Here is an 18,331-nt window from a genome sequence, read left to right as displayed (position 1 = left end):
ACGGTAACCCCGCCGACCCACAACACGAAATCCCGGCAGCCGGGCAGCGTGACACTGCCCGGCTGTCGGGAGAACCAGAGAGGGACGATTCAGGGACGTCCCGAGGTCACTGCTCGGCGATGGCGTCGAGCACGTTCATGCGCCCGGCCCGCCTGGCGGGCAGTATCGCCGCTCCCAGCCCGGCAACGGCGGCGACGACCACCAACACCACGATCTGGCCCGCAGGAATGGCCAGGATGCTGGTGTAACTGTCGGGAAGGGCGAACACCACCGCCGACCCGAACACGATGCCGACCACGACACCCAACACCGCACCGAAGGTAGCGATGACGGCCGACTCGTAGCGGATCATCCTGCGGGCCTGGCGCCTCGACATGCCAACCGCTCGCACCAGACCGATCTCCCTGGTGCGCTCGTGAACCGAAAGCGCCAGGGTGTTGGCGATGCCGATCAGGGCGATCAGCACAGCCAGGACCACGAGGGCGTTCAGCACGGACAGCACCTGATCGATCAACCCCTCGAGCCGCTCGCGGAACTCCGATGCGGTCTCCAGTTCGCCCTGGGGGAACTGGGTTTCGATGGCAGCGACTGCCGCGTCGATCGTTGCCTGGTCGATGCCATCTGCCACCGAGAAGGCGATCCACAGGTCGGCCTCGTCCACGCCAGCCTCAGCGAAGGCCGAGGTGTCGACCACGAAGTCGGCTGCCACCGCAGATGAGTCGTCGAATACGCCGGCCACATCGAGTGTGCCGGTGGAGCCCGACGAGTAGGTCACCTGGATGGAATCGCCAACGGCCAGGCCGAGTTCGTCGGCACGGTCCTGTTGCACAAGCACCGACGACACGCCGTCCGAATAGTCGCCGCTGTTCATTTCGATATCGACCAGGCCCGGAAGCTCGGCGATGTCTGCGGCCACGACATCGACCGGGTCGGGCTGTGCGGCCAGCAGCGAGTCGAGCCGGATCTGCGAGTAGCGAAAGCCGGTGGCAGAAGCGAACTCTGGAGCGGCGTCGATCTGGTCGATGACCGCATCGGGGAAACCGGCCAGGCTGGCTTGATCAGACAACAGGTAGTCGGCCTTGACCGCGTTGTCGAGCGTGTCGCGCATCTGGGCCTTGATCGACTCGCCCACCACCAGGGCCATACCCACGATGGCCAGCCCGATCATCAGGGCCGCGGCGGTGGTTGCCGTGCGAGAGGCGTTGCGGGAAGCATTGTCGACCGCCAGGCGCCCCGGAACTCCGAAGCGGCGCAGCACCGCACCCATGGCGTTGGCGACCGGACCTACCAGCGCCGGGCTGAACAGTGTCACCCCGACGACGACCGCGACCCCGCCGGCGGCCATGAGGACCAGTGTCGTTGCTGTCGAGCCGACGCCGGCGACCCCCATGGCGCCGAGCACCACACCTGTCGCGGTACCAGCCAGACCGATGCGCACCCTGCGCCGATCGCCGGCTTCGTCGGTTACGGCACCGTCGCGCAGTGCCGCCATCGCCGGAACCCTGGCCGCCTTGCGGGCCGGGGCCCACGCTGCAAGCACGGTGACTCCCACACCCACCAGCAAGCTGGCTGCGATGGTGCGTGGGGCGACGATGATCGCATAGTCGGGCAGGTCGGCTCCGACCAGGCCCATCAGGGCGGTGATGCCCGCCGCAACTGCGATTCCGCCGGGGATGCCCACCAGCGACGCCAGGACGCCCACGGTCAGCGCCTCGCCTGTGGCACTTCGCTGAACCTGCTTGGCGTCGGCGCCGACCAGCCTGAGCAGCCCGATCTCGCGGGTGCGCTGGCTGAGAACGATGGCGAAGGTGTTGTAGATGATGAACCCCGACACCAACAGCGACACGCCGGCGAACCCGAGCAAGATGTTGCGGACGATCTCTATCTGACCACCGTATTCGTCGGAGTTCTCATCGGCGATGGTCTGCTGATCCACGACCTCGAGCTCGGGCAGTGATGCACTGAGCGATGCGACCACCGACTCGACGTCTGCACCTCGGTCTACTGCCACCCCGATGCCGTCGAAGCCCGACGTGCCGAACAGCGAGTTGGCCTCGTCGAGGTTCATGCCCATCAGGACTGCACCCAGGGTCGAGTTCTCGGAACCGAACCGGGTGAGCCCGCTGAGCACCAGGTCGTGCCTGCCGGTTGCGGTGATGACCACATAGCTCTGGCCGACCTCGAAACCGTGCCTGTCGGCCGAGTCGAGATCCATGGTGAACTGCCCAGCCATCGGGGCCTGGCCCTCCACGATGGTGAACGGCGACAGTTCGTCGTTCCATCCGAAGGCCAACTGGGGCGGACCCGCTGTGGGTATCTCGTCGCCGCTGGCGGTCAGCGGACGCACCGAGTTCTCTGGTGCCGAGATGTAGCCCACGGCAGTGGCGACGCCCGCTGTGCTCTGCACGGTGGCCAGGTCGGTCTCGTCCAGTGTGGTCTGGCTGGCGAACTCATCGAGAGGGCGAACCTCGATGTCGGTCTGTTCGACTATCTCGGCGGCCAGGTCGTCGAAGCTGCCCCTGAGCCCGTCTCCGAGCACGAAGGCAGACACCACGAAGCTGACGGCCAACACCACACCGAAGGTGGTGAGAGCAAAGCGGCCCTTGTGGGCGGCGAGGTTGCGGCGAGCGAGTTTGAGCATCATCGTTTCAGGATCTTCCTGGAGGTGTTTCGGTGGTGTGGGGTTCGGGTGGGCTCAGTTGCCGAGGCGGCGCATGTGATCGATCACCGAGTCGGGATCGGGGTCGCTCAGCTGGTCGGTGATGCGACCGTCGGCCAGGAAGACCACCCTGTCCGAGTAGCTGGCAGCGACGGGATCGTGAGTGACCATCACGATGGTTTGTCCCAGCGACCGCACGGCATGTCGCATGAAGTCGAGGATTTCGCCGCCGGTTCGCGAATCGAGATTGCCCGTGGGCTCGTCGGCGAAGATCAACTCGGGCCTGCCGGCCAGTGCTCTTGCCACCGCAACCCTTTGCTGCTGACCGCCCGACAACTCGCCTGGGCGATGCTTGACCCGGTTGGCAAGCCCCACGGTGTCGATCACCTGGTCGAGCCACGCCTGATCTACATCGCGGCCGGCGAGGTCCTGGGGAAGGGTGATGTTCTCCAGCGCTGTGAGCGTCGGGACCAGATTGAAAGACTGGAACACAAATCCCAGCCGGTCGCGGCGCAAGCGGGTCAGCTCTGCCTCGGAGGCCCGGCTGACGTCGGTCGAGCCGATGTTGACCTGGCCACCGCTGAGCCGGTCCAGCCCGGCCATGCAATGCATCAGCGTCGACTTGCCCGAGCCCGAAGGGCCCATGATCGCTGTGAACTCTCCGGCGGCGAAGTCGACATCGACGGCGTCGAGTGCCACCACCCTGGTGTCGCCCGACCCGTAGACCTTGGTCGCCCCTCGGGCCGACGCGGCCACCGCAGGCCCGGCTTCGGTTGACTGTGTTGGAGCTGTTGCGAGTACCACTTGGCACCTACCGTTCGTTCGAATCTGTCGAGTCCGAACGTACGGAGATGGACCACCCAGGTCGTCAGGCCCGGTGACGATTGCGCATGGGCCTTTGGGACGATTGCGGCAGGCCGTGGGTCATCCTCGAGGATGACCCGGTTCAGTCGCCCGGCCGCACCACACCCATCTCGTAGGCGGCCACCACGGCCTGCACCCGATCGCGGACGCCCAGCTTCATCAACACCCTGCTGACATGGGTCTTCACCGTCGTCTCGCCCACGTACAGCCTCTCGGCGATCTCGCTATTGGACAGGCCTCTTGCGATGAGGACCAGCACCTCGCTCTCGCGCTCGGTGAGGCCCTCTGGCAACTCGTCGGGTCGCCTGACGGGTGCGGGCGACGAGCGGGCGAACTCTTCGATCAACCGCCTGGTTATCGACGGGCCCAGCAGGGCGTCGCCCGAAGCGACAACCCTGATGGCGCGGATGAGATCCTCGGGCGGGGTGTCCTTCAGCAGGAATCCGCTGGCACCGGCCCGCACGGCGGCGAACACATAGTCGTCCAGATCGAAGGTGGTCAGCACCAGGACCTTCGTGTCGAGCGAAGGATCATCGACTATCAGTGCGGTCGCCTCGATGCCGTCCATCACCGGCATCCGTACGTCCATCAGCACCACATCGGGCCGTTCTCGCCGGCACAGCTCAACGCCCTCGCGGCCGTCGCCGGCGTCGCCAACGACCTCGATGCCGGGCTCGGACCCCAGAATCATCGTGAACCCGGTGCGCATCAAGGCCTGGTCATCGACCACAGCCACACGCAGCCCGGTCACGCAGCACCTCCGGCCCGTGTGCTGGCGGCAGGTATCGGAAGGGTTGCGGTCACGCCGAATCCGCCACCGGGCCGCGGCCTCGCGTGAACCGATCCGCCGTACACGTCCGCACGCTCGGACATTCCCAGCAGTCCGTGCCCGGTGCCGTTCGTCGATGACGAAGCTGCGGCCCCCAGGCCGTCATCGACCACCTCTACCACCACGTTGGCGTCGCCGTAGCTGACGCTGACGCGGGCTGTGACCGGCCGCCCGGCATGGCGTATCACGTTGGTCAGTGCCTCTTGCACGATCCGAAAGCCCGTCAGCTCGAGCCCCGGAGGCAGTGGACGCTGGTTGCCCCTGATCTCGAAGCTGGCGTCGACGCCGGCGTCGCGGGCCCTGGCGATCAGCTCGTGATAGTCGTCGAAGCTGGGCTGAGGTTCCAGATCGATGCCGCGCCGCTCGTCTCGCAACAGGCCCAACATGCGGCGCATCTCGTCGACCGAATCGCGTCCGATCTTCTCTATGTTGCCAAGCGCCTCGGAGGCTGCATCGGGGTTGGTGTCCATGACCCGCCGGGCGGCGCCGGCCTGCACCACCACCGCAGACATGCCGTGGGCGATGATGTCGTGCATCTCACGGGCAATGCGGGCTCGTTCGTCCAAGGCAGCAAGCCGGGCCTTGGTGTCGAGGTCAGACTCCAGCGCGCTGGCGCGCTGTTCTAGCAACTCGATCTTTTGGCGGCGCTGGAAGGCCGCCTCGCCGATTGCGGCCGCAGTGCCCTGGAACACCACAACAGCGGGCACCGCTGCGGGCGGAAGGTCTTCGGAGGGAACTATCACGCCAACGACGGCCGTGATGCTGGCGACAGCGATGCATGTGCCCGTCACGCGCCAGACGTGTCGCCTGTCGTAGCCGCCATAGGCGGTGGCCGACAGGAAGGCCAGCCACATGGAGAAGTCGATGGTGCCCGCATAGTCGGAAACCCAGAAGACCACGGTCAAGAAGGTGCTTACCGACACCACCTCGAGTGGCCGGATACGCCGGCCCACCAGCAGCAGCGACGAAACGATCACCAGCGAATAGGCGAACACGCCGGCTTCTTGTTCGCTGCCGACCGGACCAACAGCCGCCGTCGCTCCGACTTGGCCGATCATCACAGTCAGCGCCACGAGCAGGTCTGCGTACGTTGGATGATCTCTCACCCAGTCGCTTGCGCGCTGCCAGATCGCCTCGTGCCAGATCACATCACGAGAGTATCCATCCGCCACCGTGCAGGCGTCGGTCCGAGGTGCTACCCGGGGGTCATCCTTCAGGAGGACCCGATCGTTGACCGACGCATAGTCAATTGACTAACCTCGTCCCAAAACCGCTACCACCCTTGGGGGAATCCATGGCTTATGGGGGAGATTCCGGCATCGACATGCCGCCCGTCACCGACTGGGTGAACGACTGGGATTGGCTCGACGACCAGTGGGGCCCCAACGCGATCGACATCTGGAATTCGGTGCGAGAGCAGTGCCCCGTCGCCACAACCGAACGTTATGGACGTGCGTTCATGCCCGTGACCATGGAGGGTGTGCAACAGGTCGCCCATGACACCGAACACTTCTCGTCGATCTGGGTCAACGTCGGGCGTCCCGATGCTCCCCGCTCGCCTGCTCCCCCGATCACCTCAGACCCGCCCGATCACCACGGCCATCGGCGTCTGCTGCTGCCATCGTTCAGCCCCAAGAAGATCAACCTCATGGAAGAAGAGCTGCGGTCATACTGCCGCCAGCTCATCGCAGATCTGGACGGCTCCGACACCGCTGATGCCGCAGAGCAATACAGCCAGCACATTCCCGTGCACGGCATCTGCCAGCTGACCGGCATTCCCGAAGAGGATGCCGACATGTTCCGCGACTGGATCTACCGCAACTTCCAGCTGGGCCCGCGCGACAACGCCGAGCGACTCCGCGTCACCAAGGAGATGACCGACTACATCGACGCGATCTTCCAAGATCGCCTCGAAAACCCCAGGGACGACATGTTGACGTTCGTCGCCAACGCCGAGATCGACGGCGAGCCCGTGGCCTGGGATCTGAAGCTCGGTTATGTTCGCCTGCTCATCATCGCCGGCATCGACACCACCTGGTCTGCGATCGGTTCTGGGCTGTGGCACTTCGCCCAGCACAACGACGAGGTCAAGCGCCTGGTCTCCGCCGACAACGACGACATGTTGTGGCAGTACGCAACCGAGGAAGTGCTGCGGTACTACGCCCCGGTCACCATGGCCCGCAAGGTCATCGCCGACACCGAGGTCTCGGGCTGCCCGGTTCACGCCGGCGACCAGATGTTGCTGACCTTCCCGGCCGCCAACCACGACCCGCAAGCCTTCGATCGCCCAGACGAGTTCATTCTCGATCGCGAGGTCAACAGGCACGTTGCCTTCGGGTTGGGCATCCACCGCTGTGTCGGGTCGAACCTGGCCCGCCTCGAGCTGACGGTTGCCCTGCAAGAGTGGCTGCGGGCATTCCCCGACTACAGCCTCGACACCTCACGACAGACCACCTGGGCCAACGGTCAGGTTCGCGGACCCCGCAACATCCCCGTCCTGCTCAATCGGTGACGTTCGAAACCAAGCCGACCGGCCGCCAGGCCGTAGAAGAGGCCCTCTTGGCCGCGACCATCGAGATGGTCGTGGCCAAGGGCCTCAACGTCTCGGTGCGAGAGATCGCTGCCAACGCCGGTGTGAACCACGGCCTGGTCCACACCTATTTCGGGTCGAAGCAGGGCCTGATCGACGCCGCCCTCGACCAGATCGGGCGCCGGTCTGCCAGCCAGTTGCGCTGCGACGGCTACCCCAGACCCGATCTGGCCAACCTCGACCACGGGTTGCTTGCCAAGGCCTTGGCCCGGTTCGGGCTAGACATGGGCGATAGGCCCGATCCGCTGCCCTCGCACCCGGTGTTCGTGTCCTGGAAGGCCGCCCTGGGCAGGGACAACCCGGATCTCGACGCCGAAGGGGTCGACGAGAAGGTGGCGTTGGCGGCGTCGCTGGCGCTGGGCTGGGCGATGTATCACGAGTTCGTCTGCGCCGCGCTCGACATCGACGACGTAGCCCGCAAGTCGCTCGAAGAACGGGTCTGCGACCTGGTGGCAGAGCTGGGCGGCATACCCGGCTGAGGCTTCAGCGAGGGTCGGATGCTGCCACCAGCGACAGGCCGACCCCGTCGGAGTTCACTAGCTGCATGCCATCGCCTTGCACGGTGCCCACCGCGCTGCCGCCTGCGAACACCTTCTGGAACTCCTTGACATAGTCGGAGTCGTCGGCGCACTCCTTGTCGCCGTTGTCGAAGTCGATCTCTCCGAACTGAATCTCGACGTCTCCTTCGACGGGGCCACCAGTCGACCCGTCGGCGACCTCGACCCCCGCCGTGAAGCTGCGACATCCGTCGAAACCGATCATTGTCGACTCGTCGGTGAACTCGATCCAGCCCACCTCGTCGGTGGCAAACGAGCTGGCCACGTCGGCGTCGAAGAAGCCGGTTACCTCCCACCGCGTGCCAACAACCCGCGCGTCCACCTCGGCGGTTTCACGATCGACGAAGGTGATCACGGTGTTGCCGGCCGTCATCACCAGTTGGTCGCCCGCCAGCTCCGCGAATGGCTCGTTGCCCAAGAACTCGGCCACCGATGCGTCCTGTTCGTGGCGTTCGGGGTCGCAGCCGATCTCGGTAGTGGCCATCTCCGACACCACAATGTGCCCATCGACCAGGTCGTAGCCGCCTCCCATCGAGTTGCAACCCGCGCTGGCTCCGATGGAACCGTCGCCGAAGCTGACGGCTATTCGTGTGCCCTCGACCAGCTCGACCGGCTCGCCGTCGACCACGACCGACGTCGACCAGAACTCGCGGCCGTTCAGGTCTGACGCGGCCAACCCACCGTCGTCGGTCGAGTCGCTGTCGCCGCATGCGGCCAGTGACGCCAGCACCAAGACCAACACCAACGCTCTACTAATACCGATTGGCTTCCTACCGTTTGGCTTCATACCGATTGGACGCTTTCGCAGATCCGATCGGTTCCCAGCCGAGCGTTCGCGCATCAGGTGGTTGCCGACGCGTAGTCGGCAAAGCGCTCGAGATCGTGGTTGGCGCCCGCCACTATCAACAGATCACCCCGGCCTACCACGGTGTCTGCGGTGGCGTAGGTGAACTGGCCCCCGGCGGGCTTCACGTACACCACGGTGACCTTGAACCGATCGCGGATCCTGCTGTCGCCGAGGCTCTTGTCCATGAGCTCTCGTGGGGTCGACACGGTTGCCATCGCAAAGTGTTCGTCGAACTCGAAATAGTCGATGACGTCGCCGGTCACCACATGGGCGACACGCTCGCCCATCTCTCGTTCCGGATACACGACGTGGGTGGCGCCGACTCGCTGCAGGATGCGGCCGTGCTGGGCGGTGATGGCCTTGGCCCACAGGTTCTTGACGCCCAGGTCGACCAGCGCCGCGGTTGCCAGAACGCTCGACTCGATTCCGGAGCCGATCGCCACCACGGCTGCGTCGAACTCGGAAATGCCAAGCTGCTCGAGGGTGCTGGGGTTGGTGGCATCGGCCACGCGGACGTGGGTGAGCCGGTCGGCCCACGCATCGACCAGCTCCTGGCTGTTGTCGATGCCCAGCACTTCGACACCCAGTTCGACCAGCTTCGACGCAACTGCGGTACCAAAACGGCCCAATCCGATCACGACCACCGAGTCGGCCTTGAGGCTGCCGGTGGCGGACTCGGTGAAGCGTCTGCGGGTGAAGATCTTGTCGAAGGCGTTCAATGCTGCTCCCCTCGGTTCGAAGTCGGGCTCATCCGACCAACAACTCGGCCTGGGCATGGCCGTATCGCCTGCGCTGATCTCGCAGCAACACGGCGGTGCCGAACGTGATCGGCCCTGTGCGTCCTATGAACATCAACACGATGATGACCGTGCGGCCGAGATGGTCGAGCTCGCCGGTGATACCGGTGGACACGCCGACTGTGCCGAACGCCGAAGCCGACTCGAACAGCAGGTCGGTGAGGCCGATCGACGTGTTGGTGGCCGCCAGGAAGAAGGCGGCCGTTCCGATGGTGCCCAGCGCCGCGATGACCATCGCCAGCGCCTGGCGCTGCATGGCGGTCGACACGGTGCGGTCGAACAGGGTGGTTTCGATATCGCCGCGCATCTCGGCATAGGTCGACTTGACCACCAGGGCGAACGTCGTGAGCTTGATGCCGCCGCCGGTCGAGGCGCTGCCGGCTCCGATGACCATCAGCAGGATCAACACCATCAACGAACCCGGGTGCAGGGCACCGATCGGAACCGTGTTGAACCCCGCCGTGCGTGCCGTCGCCGACTGGAAGAACGAGGCCAAGATCCGTTCGTCGGTGGCCAGCGAGCCGTATGTCGCGTCGTTGGACCACTCGAGGTACCCGATGGCGACCGCACCCCCGAACAGCAACAGCACCGAGGTGGTGAGGGTGACCTTGGTGTGCAACGACCACGAGTGCGGGTTGCGCCAACGGCGCCGGACCTCGAACACCACTGGGAACCCGAGCCCACCCAGCACGAAGCCACCGATGACCACCAGGTTCACGAACCAGTCGCCGACGTATTCCTCCATGCCGGTTGGCAGTATCGAAAAGCCCGCGTTGTTGAACGCCGACACAGAGTGGAAAACGCCCAGGTGCAACGACCGGGCGAGGCTGCGGCCCTCGACCAGGAACCGGGCCGCCAGCAAGGCCGCAATGACGGCCTCGGAGAAGAACACGAAGCGGATGATGTCGCTGAGCAGACCGCGCAGCACACCCAGGTTGGTGACGCCGATCTCGGTGCCCGCCAGCATGCCGCCTCTGAGGCCCAGCCGCTGGTTGACCACGATGCCCAGAAACCCCGCAAGGGTCATGATGCCGAGGCCGCCTATCTGGATCAGCACCAGGATGACGCCCTCGCCGAAGGTCGACCACACCGTGCCGGTGTCGACCACCACCAGGCCGGTGACGGTCACCGCGGACACCGCGGTGAACAACGAGTCCTCGAAGCCGTGACCGTCGTGGGTGACGCTGTGGCTGAATGGCATGGTCAGCAGCGCCGCACCGGCCGAGATCAGCAGCCCGAACGCGGCAACGACGAATACGCCGGGCTTGGCGACCCTCCTCGGAACCGACATCTGGCAGCAAAGCCTCCCGTTGCGCCGGCTCGAGGCGCCGGACGCCGGAATACGACAGTACAGGGCGACTATGGCAGCATCGCTCAACACAGCTGATGAGGAGCAGGAATGAAGATCGACGGCAGCGTCGGAACCGCCGACATCCGAAAGACCGCGCTGGCGGCCGCGGCGCAGGAGGCCAACGGATACGACGGTCTGTGGACCATCGAGACGTCGCACGACCCGTTCCTGCCGTTGGCCCTGGCCGCTGAGGCCACCGAGCGTGTCGAGCTGGGCACCAGCATTGCCGTGGCCTTTGCCCGCAACCCGATGCTGCTGGCCAACATCGGCTGGGATCTACAGACCCTGTCGGGTGGCCGCTTCGTGCTGGGACTGGGAAGCCAGATCAAGCCACACATCACCAAGCGATTCTCGATGCCTTGGTCGGCACCCGCGGCACGCATGCGCGAGATGGTCCTGGCGGTGCGAGCCATCTGGGACAGCTGGCTCACCGGCGACAAGCTCGACTTCCGGGGCGACTTCTACACCCACACGCTGATGACGCCCATGTTCAGCCCCAACCCCAGCGACATCGCCCAGTTCGGGCCGCCCAAGATCTTCCTGGCCGGCGTGGGGCCCCTGATGACCGAGGTTGCCGGCGAGGTGTGCGACGGCTTCCTGTGTCACGGGTTCACGACCGAGCGTTACCTGCGCGAGGTCACCATTCCGGCGCTCGAGCGCGGCCGGGCACGCGCGGGCAAGTCGATGGACGGTTTCGAGATCGTCGGGCCGTCGTTCGTGGTTTCGGGAACCAACGAAGATCAACTCGAGGCCGCCAAGTTGGGCACGCGCCAACAGATTGCCTTCTACGGCTCGACGCCCGCGTACAAGCCCGTGCTCGACATCCACGGCTGGGGCGACGTGCAGGTCGAACTGAACCGCATGTCCAAGCAGGGCCAATGGGTCGAGATGGGCGACCTGATCACCGACGAGATCCTCGAGACCTTCGCCGTTGTGGGCGAGCCAGCGGACGTGGCTCCCGAGTTGTCGAAGCGCTACGGCGACGTCATCTCACGGCTCAGCTTCTATGCACCCTACGAGAGCGACGGTGCGTGGTGGCTCGAGATCATGGACGACCTCAAGGCCGTCTGACCTCCAAGGCCAGCTCGGTGGTGGCGGCCAGGTTGTCGATGGCCTCGACCGCGTCGATGACGTCGGGGTCCAGCAGCCACTGATAGCCGATGCCCCGCAAGCCGGCGACGATGCCCACGGCGACGCCATAGGGCGACGCGTCCGCGCGAATCGACCCGTCGGCGATACCGCATTCGACGCACGAAGCTATCGATCGGCGCATCGACCGGTGCATCAGCGCGGCCTGATCGGCCAGGGTGGGGTCGCGCAGAGCCTCGTTGAGCAGACCGTAGAAGACCCTCAGCCAGCGGCCGTCCTGGCGGGCCTGTTCGGCCACACCCTTCAAGAACCCGACGATGGTCTGCAAGCCGGTGGCGCCATCAGATGCCTCGCCTATCTGGCGGCGTTCCCAAGCCCAGGAGGTCTCCTCAATCAGCGCGCCGATCAGTGCCTGCTTGGATCCGAACCTCTCGGTCACGAGGCCGCGGCTGTAGCCGGCGCGTTCGCCGACGCGAGCATGGGTCAGCGCCGCAAAGCCCTCCTCGTTGATGATGTCTGCCGCGGCGTCCAACAATGCGCGTCGCGAGCGCTCGACGCGCTCGGCCTGACGGTCGCGTCGGCTGTGCCCGCCCGGTCGTTCCGATGGCGACTGAGGCGAGGTGGTGGCCGTCACACTGCACCTGCCCGCGCTCGCACCGACGCCGAGGCCAACCGGTCGACCGTGACCTCGTGCGCGTACCGCAACGCGGCACCAGCGTCGACGCCGTTGGGGTCGACACACCACTGGTAGCCCACCCCTCGGAACATCGCCACGATCATCACCGCTTCGTTGTCGGGATCGGCGTCTGGCCTTATCGAACCGTCGGCGATGCCGGCGCGGACCAGCCCGGCGAGGTTGTGCCTGATGTAGGCGTTGGCGAGGGCGAACCTGTTCGAGAGCTCGGGATCGAGGCCGATCGACTGGTAGGTCATCTTCGCCAACACCCGCAACCGGTTGGGTTGTTCGGTACCTTGGCGCGCGATCTCGGCTAGGTAGACGTCGACCTGCTCGAGGCCGGTCTTGCCCGCCATCGCCGAGGCCATGTTGCTGGAGATCGACGACAGGATCGTGTCGAGCAGGGCGCCGAGCAGCGCTTCCTTGGACCCGAAGCGCTCGGTGACCATGCCCCGGCTGTACCCGGCCCGCTCGCCGATCCTGGCCACGGTCAGAGCCTGCAGCCCTTCCTCGTCGATGATCAGAGCGGCCGCGCCGAGAAGAGCCCTGGTCGAACGCTCGGTTCTCTCACTTTGACGACCCATCTGAGCGATAGCGGCGCTCGAACGGTTCGAGACAGCGCTACTTCAATGCTGTCGACACTCGAACAGCCCACTTCAGCGCTGCTGGGAGGTCAGGGTCGGGGCTCCCTGGGCAGGCCCAGCACGCGTTCACCCAGGATGTTGCGCATGACGTTGGAGGTGCCGCCCATGATGGTGTACCCAGGCGAATAGGCGACCGCACGCCACCTGTCGTCGCCAGCGACGCAGGCCGCCCCCAGTACGCGCGACGCAAACGCAGCAACGCGCTGCTCGTGCTCTGTGCAGAAACACTTGGTGGCCGCCGAGAAGCCCGCCGGCGCCTGTCTGAGGGCCTCTCGGTACACCAACAGGCGCCCGATGCGGTAGCCGGTCTCGATCTCGGCCACCTCCTGGCGCACCAGCGGATCGTCGAGATCGGCAACGGCCAGCGCATCCTCGAACAGGGGGCGGTTGGAGACCAGCCGGTCTATACCCCCGCGTTCGTGTTCCAGCTGGGTCATCGTCTGCTTGAACGCCGCACCCTCGACCCCGACGAGGTTCTCGATCGGCACGCGCACGTCGTCGAAGAACACTTCGCAGAAGTGGCGGTTCTGAACCATGTCGACGATGGGTCTGGCTTCGATGCCTGGCAGGTCCATGGGCACGATGAGTTCACTTATGCCCCGATGGGGTGGGCCATCGGCCGAGGTGCGACAGATCAAATAGCAATAGTCGGAGCGGGCCGCGAATGAGGTCCAGATCTTCTGCCCGTTCACCACCCACGCGTCGCCATCTCGCGTTGCCGTGGTGGTCAACGATGCGAGATCCGAGCCAGAGTTGGGCTCGCTCATACCGATGCACCACGTCTGCTCGCCGCTGAGGATTCCGGGCAGGAACTCGGCCTGCTGGTCGGGCGTGCCGTATTGGATGATCGATGGGCCCATCTGTCGGTCAGCCACCCAACTGGACGCGATCGGTGCGCCGGCCGAGATCATCTCGTCTGCCATGACGATGCGTTCGATGCTGGGCCGACCTCGGCCGCCGAACTCGGTGGGCCAGGTCATGCCGATCCAGCCCTCGTCGACCAGCACCTTCGAGAACTCTTTGGAGAAGCCATTGATCCACGAGTCGTGCGATCGCCCGAACCGCTCGACCCCTTCGGCGGCCACCTCACGGGCACGGCGTCTGAGAGCGGTCAACTCTGGGCCGAGTTCGAATTCGAGAGCCACCTCAGCCCACCGCCCCGTCGTCTAGGAGGGTGCCGATCTCGGCGCCATCGAAGCCGGCCTCTTCGAGCACCTCGCGGGTGTGCTGACCCACCGTCGGCGCCGGCCCTCGGGGCCCTACACCACCCCCGCTGGTGCGAATCGGTATGCGCACGCTGCGATAGGCGCCGCGCTCTGGGTGCTCGATCTCAGGGAACAGTCCGATGGCCTCGGCTTGGGCGTCGTTCGCGACCTCGTCCAGCGACAGCACGGGCCCCCACACGATCCGGTGCTGGTCGAAGATGGCTCCCCACGCGTCGCGCGACCTGGTTGCGAACTGTTGGTCCAGCAACGAGATGACCAACTCCATGTTGTCGAAGCGCTTCTTGATGGTGTCGAAGCGGGGGTCTTCGGCCAGGTCGTCGAGGCCCATGGCCCTGCAAAGACGACCCCAAGACTCGGGCCGTGGCTCGTTCAGCACGATCCACTTGCCGTCGCCGCACGGGAACCTGTTTGCGGTGGCTCCGATCTGCTGCGTGCGGGTGCGCCTGCGGACAGGGGCCCTGTCGACCGCGGTGACCCCGAAGTCGGTGGCCTGGGTCCACACCGCCGTTTCGTACAACGAGGTCTCGACCGCCTCGCCCGTGCCCGTCTTCTCGGCCACCCGCAGAGCCGACAAGATGGCCACCACCAACGACAGCCCGGTCGTGTAGTCGCCCTGTGCCGGGCGGGCCATCTGCACAAGGCCGTCGTCGCCCTCACGCAACATGTCGTATATCCCGGACCGTCCGAAGAACGCGGTGACGTCGTAACCGGGCCGCCACGCCTCGGGTCCGTCGGTGCCGTAACCGGTCAGGGTGGCGTGTACCAGGCGGGGGTTGACCTGGTGCAGGGCTTCTGGGGTCAGGCCGAACCGCTCCTGGCGAGGTCGCAAGAGGTTGCACATGAACACGTCCGCGTCGGCGCAAAGCCGCCTGACCACCGCCGCGCCCTCGTCGGTGTCGAGAGCCACCGAGATAGACCGCTTGCCCCGGTTGGCCACGTCGAACCCGAAGTCGTAGCCCGCGAGTTTGCCGGTGACCTTGGCCGGACGACCCATGTTGCGCATCGGGTCGCCGTTCAGCGGCTCGACCTTGACGACATCTGCGCCAAGGTCGGCCAGGATGGCCCCGGCGCTGGGCGCGGCCATCCAGCTGTCGATCTCGATCACCTTCACACCCTCGAGCGGCGACATGGGCTCTCCATCCTGACTTGTCGGACCGGCTCCATTGTCGCTGCTTGGGGCCGCGTGTGTTCAACTGAACCGATGACGTTCTTCGACGACCTGCCCCCGTTCGAGCACATCCAGGTGATGCCTGCCGACGACAACATCGTCTTGGTCACCCTGAATCGGCCCGAGCGTCTGAACGCCATGACGGCCGGTCTCATAGAGGACATGACCCAGCTGGTTCGACTGGTCGACCTCGACCGCGACCTGCGAGCGGTCATCGTCACCGGCGCCGGACGTGGGTTCTGTGCCGGCCTGGACCTTCAGGGCGACAACAGCCACCCGCCAGGCTCACAAGGCACACGGCCGACCGTCCACGGGTTCATGGTTCAAGACCACATCGCAACGCTGAACGAGGCGATTCATCGATCGCGAAAGCCCTGGATCGCGGCGGTGAACGGACCGTGCGTTGGCGGCGGCTTTGCGCTGGCACTGGCCTGCGACATCCGCTTTGCGGCGCGCTCCGCGACCTTCGGCGCCGTGTTCATCAAGATCGGCGTGTCGAACTGCGACATGGGAACCAGCTACTTCCTGCCCAGGCTGGTCGGCGCGTCTCGATCGGCAGAGCTGTTGTTGACCGGTCGCATCTTCGACAGCTCCGAGGCCGCCGATCTGGGCCTGGTGATCGACGTCGTCGACGACGGCGAGGTGGTGCAGAGGGCTGTCGCAACGGCCAGGGCGATAGCCGAGAACTCGGCGTTCGCCACGTGGATGACCAAGGAGACGATGTGGCAGACGCTCGACGCTCCGTCGCTGCGTCACGCCATCGACCTCGAGAACCGCACCCAGATCATGTGCAGCGGCACAGGCGACACCGCCGAGGCTCGCCGGGCTTTCGTCGAGAAGCGCCCGCCCCATTGGCCCGGTCTTTGAGCCGAGCCGCTAGGGCACTCGCACGACCGACGGTCAGGTCTCGACCCTCACGATGGCCCAGCCCACCAGGGCGTCTGCAGCCGAAGCATCGACGATCTCGACCGACACCGTGGCGCCCGCCGAGTCGCTGCGCACTGTGCGGCACCTGCCAACCGCTGGGCCTTCGCCCGTTTGACCCAAGAACCTGAAGTGCAGGTCGACCACACGCCCACCGCCCATGTGATGCACGGCGGCCGCGTCGGCCAGCATGGCGATGGCGCCGCCCTGCAGGGTTCCAACGCTGTTGGCCACCTTGGCGTGGCGCGACAACCCCACCGAGTCTGCGCCGTATTCGAACTGCAGCACCTGACCCAGATCTACATCGAGCAACGGGCCAGACCCGATGGGCACCGGGGCTCCGGGTGTGCCGAGTTCGCGTCCCTTGAACGGCGAGGCATCGCGCCGGATACGGGTGAACTCGAGGGTGCCGGTGGCGATCTCACGTTCGCCCTGGGCCACCTCGCACCCGATGACCAACGAGCGCTTGCCGATGCGCAGGTCCCAGGCGACGATCGAAATACGCTCGGCCGAGCCGATGTCGATGGGCGCCATCTCGTGCACCCACATGTCGGACGTGACTATCCACTCGTCGCCCAGGTGGCGCCGCGCCGCCGATGCCGAGCCGATGTCGACCATGGGCGCCAGCACGCCCAACCCGGGTGGGGTGCCGGGCACCAGCGTCAGCAGCGAAGGATCGACCCTCGATTCGGTGACCACGAAGCCGTCTTCGCGGCCATAGCTGGCCAGGCCCAGGCTGCTGAGCAAGTGGCCGGGCGGCGGATACTCGCTCAAGCCCGGTCGCGAGCCCGGTCGCGGGGCTGGAAATCGGTTGTGTAGTCGGTGTTGTCCTCGAGGATCTGGTCCTCGGGGTAGGGCACCGCGTGGTTGAGCGCCCCGTTTATGTCGTGTTCCCAGACCTCGCGCGGCAGCTCGTACAGCACCTCGACGCCGTACCCGTTGGGGTCGTTGACGTACATGCTGTGGGTCATGCCGTGGTCGAGGCGCAGGTTCATCGGCACCCCGTTCTCCTTCAAGAACTCGACCTGTTCCAGCCACGACTCGCGATCGGGGTAGGTGATGGCGATGTGGCCGATGGCCGAGGTGCCACCGAACATGCTCCACTTCTGGGTCGGCTCGGGCAGCGTCGGAACCTCTGCCAGGGCGAAGTCATGGTGATGAAGACCACCCTCGTGAACGGTTCCGTAGAACTGCATCCTGTGCTCGCTGTCGAGTGTCCCGACGTGCTCGAAACCCAGCAGGTCGCACCAGAAGTGGTGAGACTCGTCCATGTTGCGAACGTTCAGGACGAGGTGATTGATCCCCAGCGGACGAACCGGCGTTGCTCGCGGCATCGTGTCCTCCCTTGCTCCGTGCTGCTTCAGAGTAGTCTCAGCCACCATGAGCTACACCCCTCCGCGCCCCATCGAGTTGACCGACGACCTCCGCCGCAAGCTCGGCCGGGTATCGACCGCCACCATCACCAGCCAACTCCAGGGCCGAGGAATGCAGAACTGCTTCCTGTCCGGGCTCAAGCCACTGCATCCCGGCCAGCGCATCATCGGCTATGCCCACACGCTGCGTTATGTGCCGGCGCGACCCGACATTCCGTCCGTGATGGGCTTCAACGCCCAGCGGGTGGCGGTCGACTCTGTGGTGCCAGACGAGGTCTTGATCATCGAGGCCCGTAACGAGCCAGACGCCGGAACCATTGGCGACATCTTCGCGATGCGGGCCCAGAAGCTGGGTGCGGTGGCGGTGATCACCGACGGATCACTGCGCGACACCCCCGCCATCCGCGACATGAACCTGCCCGTGTACCACCAGTCGTCGCATGCATCGACTCTCGGGCGCCTGCACGTGCCGCTCGACCATCAGGTGCCTATCGCCTGCGCAGGCGTCACCGTGCTGCCCGGCGACATCATCGTGGGCGACGACGAGGGTGCCGTGGTCATTCCTCCGTCCATGGTCGAGGAGGTCGCCGACGCCTCGTGGAAGATGGAACTGCGCGAAGAGTTCGCGATCGAGAAGGTTCGCAGCGGGCTGTCGTTCGAGGGCTACTTCCCGCTGGCCAAGGAGAACTGGCCCGACTTCGAGGCGTGGCTGGCCGAGCGCGGGGAGACCTACTGAC

The 18,331-nt window shown here is 65.7% G+C and carries 18 protein-coding genes; 5 read left to right on the top strand and 13 right to left on the bottom strand.

Annotated elements, in window-relative coordinates; translation table 11 throughout:
* Positions 1 to 106 precede the first annotated feature (106 nt).
* The 4 genes from R2770_03840 to R2770_03825 all read right to left on the bottom strand — a co-directional run bounded on the left by R2770_03840 (position 107) and on the right by R2770_03825 (position 5,500).
* Positions 107 to 2,644, bottom strand: a complete 2,538-nt coding sequence (locus R2770_03840) for an FtsX-like permease family protein (protein MEZ5279581.1) — start codon at positions 2,642 to 2,644, stop codon at positions 107 to 109.
* A 51-nt stretch (positions 2,645 to 2,695) separates the two neighbouring features.
* The gene (locus tag R2770_03835) at positions 2,696 to 3,463 is read right to left on the bottom strand and encodes an ABC transporter ATP-binding protein (GenBank protein ID MEZ5279580.1); all 768 of its coding nucleotides are present in this window, start codon (positions 3,461 to 3,463) and stop codon (positions 2,696 to 2,698) included.
* A 142-nt stretch (positions 3,464 to 3,605) separates the two neighbouring features.
* Positions 3,606 to 4,274 carry a response regulator transcription factor gene (locus tag R2770_03830; GenBank protein MEZ5279579.1) on the bottom strand — a complete coding sequence of 223 codons (669 nt, stop codon included), beginning with the start codon at positions 4,272 to 4,274 and terminating at the stop codon, positions 3,606 to 3,608.
* Positions 4,271 to 5,500 carry a sensor histidine kinase gene (locus R2770_03825; protein MEZ5279578.1) on the bottom strand — a complete coding sequence of 410 codons (1,230 nt, stop codon included), beginning with the start codon at positions 5,498 to 5,500 and terminating at the stop codon, positions 4,271 to 4,273. The genes R2770_03830 and R2770_03825 overlap by 4 nt, the downstream gene beginning before the upstream one ends.
* Before the next feature lie 146 nt (positions 5,501 to 5,646).
* On the opposite strand from R2770_03825, the gene R2770_03820 reads away from it, so the two are divergent.
* Positions 5,647 to 6,864, top strand: a complete 1,218-nt coding sequence (locus R2770_03820; protein ID MEZ5279577.1) for a cytochrome P450 — start codon at positions 5,647 to 5,649, stop codon at positions 6,862 to 6,864.
* The gene (locus R2770_03815) at positions 6,861 to 7,421 is read left to right on the top strand and encodes a TetR/AcrR family transcriptional regulator (protein MEZ5279576.1); all 561 of its coding nucleotides are present in this window, start codon (positions 6,861 to 6,863) and stop codon (positions 7,419 to 7,421) included. The genes R2770_03820 and R2770_03815 overlap by 4 nt, the downstream gene beginning before the upstream one ends.
* Positions 7,422 to 7,425: 4 nt before the next feature.
* Here the strand turns inward: R2770_03815 and R2770_03810 are convergent, their stop codons facing one another.
* From R2770_03810 to R2770_03800, 3 genes are all read right to left on the bottom strand, one after another.
* On the bottom strand, positions 7,426 to 8,241 hold the full coding sequence (locus tag R2770_03810) for an META domain-containing protein (protein ID MEZ5279575.1): 816 nt from the start codon (positions 8,239 to 8,241) through the stop codon (positions 7,426 to 7,428).
* A gap of 98 nt (positions 8,242 to 8,339) precedes the next feature.
* Complete coding sequence (locus tag R2770_03805; protein MEZ5279574.1) at positions 8,340 to 9,065, bottom strand: TrkA family potassium uptake protein; 726 nt, start codon at positions 9,063 to 9,065, stop codon at positions 8,340 to 8,342.
* Between the two features lie 28 nt (positions 9,066 to 9,093).
* Positions 9,094 to 10,434: a potassium transporter TrkG gene (locus R2770_03800; protein ID MEZ5279573.1), complete on the bottom strand. Its 1,341-nt coding sequence runs from the start codon at positions 10,432 to 10,434 to the stop codon at positions 9,094 to 9,096.
* 108 nt (positions 10,435 to 10,542) lie between these two features.
* Here R2770_03800 and R2770_03795 point away from each other — a divergent pair, with 108 nt between their 5' ends.
* On the top strand, positions 10,543 to 11,565 hold the full coding sequence (locus tag R2770_03795; protein ID MEZ5279572.1) for an LLM class F420-dependent oxidoreductase: 1,023 nt from the start codon (positions 10,543 to 10,545) through the stop codon (positions 11,563 to 11,565).
* On the opposite strand, the gene R2770_03790 is transcribed toward R2770_03795, so the two are convergent.
* The 4 genes from R2770_03790 to R2770_03775 all read right to left on the bottom strand — a co-directional run bounded on the left by R2770_03790 (position 11,552) and on the right by R2770_03775 (position 15,258).
* Complete coding sequence (locus R2770_03790; protein MEZ5279571.1) at positions 11,552 to 12,217, bottom strand: TetR/AcrR family transcriptional regulator; 666 nt, start codon at positions 12,215 to 12,217, stop codon at positions 11,552 to 11,554. The genes R2770_03795 and R2770_03790 overlap by 14 nt on opposite strands.
* Positions 12,214 to 12,843, bottom strand: coding sequence for a TetR/AcrR family transcriptional regulator (locus tag R2770_03785; protein MEZ5279570.1), 630 nt, complete (start codon positions 12,841 to 12,843; stop codon positions 12,214 to 12,216). Before R2770_03785 ends, R2770_03790 begins: the two co-directional genes overlap by 4 nt.
* Before the next feature lie 89 nt (positions 12,844 to 12,932).
* Complete coding sequence (locus R2770_03780; protein ID MEZ5279569.1) at positions 12,933 to 14,048, bottom strand: acyl-CoA dehydrogenase family protein; 1,116 nt, start codon at positions 14,046 to 14,048, stop codon at positions 12,933 to 12,935.
* A 1-nt stretch (position 14,049) separates the two neighbouring features.
* Positions 14,050 to 15,258, bottom strand: a complete 1,209-nt coding sequence (locus tag R2770_03775) for a CoA transferase (GenBank protein ID MEZ5279568.1) — start codon at positions 15,256 to 15,258, stop codon at positions 14,050 to 14,052.
* A 72-nt stretch (positions 15,259 to 15,330) separates the two neighbouring features.
* Here R2770_03775 and R2770_03770 point away from each other — a divergent pair, with 72 nt between their 5' ends.
* The gene (locus R2770_03770; protein ID MEZ5279567.1) at positions 15,331 to 16,164 is read left to right on the top strand and encodes an enoyl-CoA hydratase/isomerase family protein; all 834 of its coding nucleotides are present in this window, start codon (positions 15,331 to 15,333) and stop codon (positions 16,162 to 16,164) included.
* A gap of 33 nt (positions 16,165 to 16,197) precedes the next feature.
* On the opposite strand, the gene R2770_03765 is transcribed toward R2770_03770, so the two are convergent.
* Together R2770_03765 and R2770_03760 are read right to left on the bottom strand one after the other, a co-directional pair.
* A complete protein-coding gene (locus tag R2770_03765) occupies positions 16,198 to 16,995 on the bottom strand; it encodes a hypothetical protein (protein MEZ5279566.1) in 798 nt (265 codons plus the stop codon).
* The gene (locus R2770_03760) at positions 16,992 to 17,555 is read right to left on the bottom strand and encodes a VOC family protein (protein MEZ5279565.1); all 564 of its coding nucleotides are present in this window, start codon (positions 17,553 to 17,555) and stop codon (positions 16,992 to 16,994) included. The genes R2770_03765 and R2770_03760 overlap by 4 nt, the downstream gene beginning before the upstream one ends.
* 46 nt (positions 17,556 to 17,601) lie before the next feature.
* Between R2770_03760 and R2770_03755 the strand changes: the two genes are divergently transcribed.
* A complete protein-coding gene (locus R2770_03755) occupies positions 17,602 to 18,330 on the top strand; it encodes a hypothetical protein (protein ID MEZ5279564.1) in 729 nt (242 codons plus the stop codon).
* The last annotated feature ends 1 nt before the right edge of the window (position 18,331 follow it).

It is taken from the genome of Acidimicrobiales bacterium (genome assembly GCA_041394185.1).
Taxonomy (GTDB): domain Bacteria; phylum Actinomycetota; class Acidimicrobiia; order Acidimicrobiales; family Poriferisodalaceae; genus JAAETH01.
Note: the sequence above shows the minus strand (reverse complement) of the source record. Positions and strands in the feature narration are given on the sequence as shown.

Coding starts and splice junctions, on each gene's coding strand:
- R2770_03770 (MEZ5279567.1), top strand. CDS start 15,331: ATGACGTTCTTCGACGACCTGCCCCCGTTCGAGCACATCCAGGTGATG.
- R2770_03775 (MEZ5279568.1), bottom strand. CDS start 15,258: ATGTCGCCGCTCGAGGGTGTGAAGGTGATCGAGATCGACAGCTGGATG.
- R2770_03755 (MEZ5279564.1), top strand. CDS start 17,602: ATGAGCTACACCCCTCCGCGCCCCATCGAGTTGACCGACGACCTCCGC.
- R2770_03795 (MEZ5279572.1), top strand. CDS start 10,543: ATGAAGATCGACGGCAGCGTCGGAACCGCCGACATCCGAAAGACCGCG.
- R2770_03800 (MEZ5279573.1), bottom strand. CDS start 10,434: ATGTCGGTTCCGAGGAGGGTCGCCAAGCCCGGCGTATTCGTCGTTGCC.
- R2770_03840 (MEZ5279581.1), bottom strand. CDS start 2,644: ATGATGCTCAAACTCGCTCGCCGCAACCTCGCCGCCCACAAGGGCCGC.
- R2770_03785 (MEZ5279570.1), bottom strand. CDS start 12,843: ATGGGTCGTCAAAGTGAGAGAACCGAGCGTTCGACCAGGGCTCTTCTC.
- R2770_03820 (MEZ5279577.1), top strand. CDS start 5,647: ATGGCTTATGGGGGAGATTCCGGCATCGACATGCCGCCCGTCACCGAC.
- R2770_03760 (MEZ5279565.1), bottom strand. CDS start 17,555: ATGCCGCGAGCAACGCCGGTTCGTCCGCTGGGGATCAATCACCTCGTC.